5 protein-coding genes are annotated in these 3,789 nt (G+C 66.1%); 1 reads left to right on the forward strand and 4 read right to left on the reverse strand.

What is annotated here, in order from left to right; genetic code table 11:
• Window positions 1-47: 47 nt before the first annotated feature.
• The 3 genes from FE811_RS27740 to FE811_RS27745 form a co-directional block, all read right to left on the reverse strand.
• The gene (locus FE811_RS27740) at window positions 48-209 is read right to left on the reverse strand and encodes a hypothetical protein (RefSeq protein ID WP_157034119.1); all 162 of its coding nucleotides are present in this window, start codon (window positions 207-209) and stop codon (window positions 48-50) included.
• A gap of 161 nt (window positions 210-370) precedes the next feature.
• Window positions 371-1,603 (reverse strand): aldehyde dehydrogenase, encoded by a 1,233-nt coding sequence (locus FE811_RS26040; RefSeq protein WP_116221792.1) that lies wholly within the window; start codon window positions 1,601-1,603, stop codon window positions 371-373.
• A 276-nt stretch (window positions 1,604-1,879) separates the two neighbouring features.
• A complete protein-coding gene (locus FE811_RS27745) occupies window positions 1,880-2,779 on the reverse strand; it encodes a hypothetical protein (protein WP_181180983.1) in 900 nt (299 codons plus the stop codon).
• On the opposite strand from FE811_RS27745, the gene FE811_RS28565 reads away from it, so the two are divergent.
• Window positions 2,751-3,107 carry a hypothetical protein gene (locus FE811_RS28565; protein WP_208861596.1) on the forward strand — a complete coding sequence of 119 codons (357 nt, stop codon included), beginning with the start codon at window positions 2,751-2,753 and terminating at the stop codon, window positions 3,105-3,107. The two genes, FE811_RS27745 and FE811_RS28565, sit on opposite strands and share 29 nt — an antisense overlap.
• Window positions 3,108-3,477: 370 nt before the next feature.
• On the opposite strand, the gene FE811_RS27750 is transcribed toward FE811_RS28565, so the two are convergent.
• Window positions 3,478-3,789 (reverse strand): hypothetical protein (locus tag FE811_RS27750; protein WP_219848966.1); only part of this gene is annotated, 312 nt, incomplete at its 5' end.

The following is a 3,789-nucleotide window of genomic DNA, read 5'->3' on the forward strand; positions in this document are numbered from 1 at the left end:
ATCACCATCGACGTACAGCCCCGGACACACTGCACCTGAACCCCGGCTCAGAACGAGAACAGGGTCGGGGCGGCATCCGGGAGCCAATGGGCGATCGCCAAGGGCAAGAGGCACCGGAGCCGCAGATAGACGATGACCATGAACACGGAGTTCGGGATCGACGACAGGAAGCGGTGCAGCATGCAGGCCGGATCGAAGGTCAGTGGCATGAAGGCGCATGCGGGGAACAGTCGCCGTCCTCGATCAGCGCCGCTGCCAGCGTCGGTTCACCCTCGCGCATGCGGGGAACAAGGATGAAAATGGTAGCCGTTGTTTTCCACAGGACGGTTCATCCCCGCATATGCGGGGAACGCGCTGGCTCGACCCAATCTCACGGATCATCCCTAACCGAGGCGACAGGGCCGAAGATCTCTTCACGCGCGATGGTCATGTCATTGTGGACACTGCTGAAGACGGTCGGCGCGATGAAATAGCCGTCCGCCAGATCGCCCCCCAGCCGGCTGCCGCCTGTCCGCAGATCCGCGCCTTCCGAACCACCAACCGAGACATAATGCATCACCCGCTCCAATTGACGCTGCGAGACAAGAGGACCCAGTTGCACATTCGGATCGAAGGGGTCGCCCACGACGATCCCCTTGCTGAACTCGACCATCCGGGCCAGGAACTCCTCTTGGATGGTGCGCTGGACGAAGATGCGGGTCCCGGCTGAACAGATCTGGCCGGAATTGGTAAAGACACCCATGGCCGCGCCGGGCACCGCCTTGTCGAGATCCGCGTCGGCAAAGATCACGTCGGGCGACTTGCCGCCCAGTTCCACCTGTACACGCTTCATGTTGACCGTAGAGGCCTTGACGATCTCGCGACCGGTGGTGGTCGAGCCAGTAAAAGCGATGCGATCCACATCGGGATGGGCAGCCAAGGCCGCACCGGCCTCGGCGCCGAGGCCGGTGACCACATTCACCACCCCTTCTGGCACACCGATCTCGGCCAGCAGTTCCGCCGTGCGCAGCGCGGTCAGCGACGCATCCTCGGCGGACTTGATCACCACCGTGCAGCCGGTCGCCAGGGCGCCGCCCACGATTCCCCAGAAGCTGATAAGCGGCCCGTTCCACGGGATGATCCCGCCGACGACACCCACCGGCGCCTTCAGAGTAAGCGTGGTGACATTGCCAGGTAGCGAGTTCGGAATCGTGCTGCCGGTCCAGCTTACCGCCTGTGCAGCAAGGTAGCGGATCATGGCCAGCAAGCCGGCTTTCATGCCACGGGTCCGCGCAAGCGGCGCTCCCATATCGAGCGATTCCAGTGTGGCAAGCTCATCGAAATTTTTCTCCACGACCTCGGCGACTCGCATCATCAGCGTCATCCGCTGTTGCGGAGTGAAACGGCTCCACGGCCCCTCGAACGCACGCCGTGCAGCTGCAACTGCGGCATCGACATCCTCCTTGCGACCGCGCGCCAGTGTAGTCAGGACCTTGCCGGTCGCGGGGTTGAATGTCTCGATACTCTCCCCGGAAGCGGATGGCCGCCATGTACCGTCGATAAAATGCTGCTTGTTTGGATCGGCTAGGAACTGCGGTTGTCCTGCCTTTGTCCTGTTATTCAATTTCTGTTCCTCGCTAGATCTTGCGGTTATCGAGAACGCAGTTCGAGCTGTTCAGGGCCGTTGTCATCGTGCTCCTGTAAGCCGATACGAAGGGTTTCTGCGCAATAACTATGCCAATGATGGCTCAGTGAGCGACTCCCGTTTCTTGGACAGATTTCCGACTGTGAGCTGCTGCGGTAATCCTCCCCATGGTTAAGGGGATGCGGACGTGGAGTTTTCTCGGCAGGATGGACGAGGAGATTCCGATGAAGAAGAGCCGTTTCACCGAAGCCCAGATCATGGGCGTGTTGCGTCAGGCTGAGGGCGGCCCGGCCTTCCCCCCCGCCCCGCCCCGCCAGAAGGCAGCCGATCGCGGCCAGTTGTATCGCCGCAGCGCAGGCGAACAGCAGCGCGGAACCGGATCCGCCGATCATGCCACCCCCGCGCAACAGGCCGAACGCCGCCGGAGCGAAGGCATGGCCGGCCTGGCCGATGGCGACGATCAGCGGCACGACGCGGGCCACCACGGCCCGGGTGAACCCCTGCTGCGCGATCAGCGGCGGCAGCGAGGTGGCATTGCCGATCCCCAACCCGAAGAGCGCAATGCCGAGCCCCGCCCTCGCCCGCCGCCAGAAGGAACAGCAGCGATCCGGCCACCTGCACGCCATAGCTGGCACAGGCGACCAGGCGGCGGTCGGCCGAGACCGGCATCATCCAGCCCACCACCGAACGCCCGAGGATCGCGGCGAGCGTCGCGCCGCCCATCGCCAGCCCCGCCATGCCCTCGCCCAGCACCGGCACCAGCAGCGAGAACAGATGCGCCAGCAACCCGATCTGGGCAAAGAGCCCCAGCATCATGCCGGCGGCCAGCGTCACGAACTTGCCGTCGGCAAAGAACCAGCGGCGCGCGGGCGAACCGCCTCGCGGCGCTCGTGGCCGGGGATCGGCCCCCTGCACGCCGTCCGGGCTTTGCCCCATGCTTTCGGGCGTGTGCCGGAACACCAGCACCGACAGGGTCGCGACCACGGCCACCATGACGCCGCCGACGGCCAGGGCCGCCGGCAGAAAGCCGATGCCCGCGATCAGCGCGATCCACGGCGGCGAGAAAATCACCCCGCCCAGGCTCGCGCCGTTATGGGCCATGCCGAGCGCGGCGGGACGGCGCAGGATGAACCAGGGCGCGATCAGCGCATTCACGGCGGCCGCCCCCATCGTGACCCAGCCGGCGCCGCTGGCCAGCGCCGCCGCGAGCAGCTGCCAGGGCTCGGGCCGGGCCAGGATACAGGCCCTCGGCATCCTGGCGGCGGATCGCGACATGCATAGCCGCCGCCCGCTCTGCCGTCCCTGCCTGGACTGGAGCGAGCGCCGCCCGCATCTGGCCGGGGCTCTGGGCGCCGCCATCTGCACCCATGCCCTGGATCGGGGCTGGGTGCGGCGCCGCGCCGGAACGAGGGCGCTGGAGATCACCCCGGCTGGCAGGATCGGTTTCTGGCAGGCGTTCGGGGTCACGGACGCTGCCGGCTGATCAGGGCAAAAAGCCTGCGTCCGACATTTCTCTCGCTGCGCAGCCTTAACCGCTGCGGCGAACACGAAACGCCGCGACGCGGAGGCCCCATTGCGGCACAGGGCTGTTCGCGAGTGGCCGGAATGGGTCGGGAATGTCAGCAACGCTCCGTCGCCACCTTTGCACCCTCTGTGCCTTTGGCCGCCTATCCTATTCGCGATGGCGGCACGAGGTGGTTCCCTAGAGCTGTGGCATGTCCGAGCAGCAGCTTCTGGAAACGCGACCTGGCCTGGTCTGACTGGGTTGATCCATGGCTCAAGGCCCATGAATATCCCCAGCACTTCCGATCCGCTTTGGGACACCCAAGGAGCGGCCAACATGAAAACTTCCCTCACGAGCGCCCCGCCGGGCATGTGAGATAAGCCATGATCATCCGCCGGCATTGGGCCGCGAGCCTTGCGGTCGGCAGGCCGGCGGGATGCTGTTCCAGCGCGCGGTGCGCGGCGGTTTCCAGCACGGCCTCCAGCATCGCCGCCGCCTCGGCCGGATCGAGATCGGCGGCCAACTCGTCCGCATGGCGCCGCAACCGCGCCTCGATCAGCGCGGCGATGCGGGCGCTGAGCGCCTTGCGATGCTCGGCCCGGCCGACGCGCGGCGCGATCTCGATCAGGGCCTGGTGCAGCCGGGGATCATGCGGATGGTC

Origin of the sequence: Paracoccus sp. FO-3 (genome assembly GCF_006386455.1) — a bacterium.
Lineage (GTDB): Bacteria > Pseudomonadota > Alphaproteobacteria > Rhodobacterales > Rhodobacteraceae > Paracoccus > Paracoccus versutus.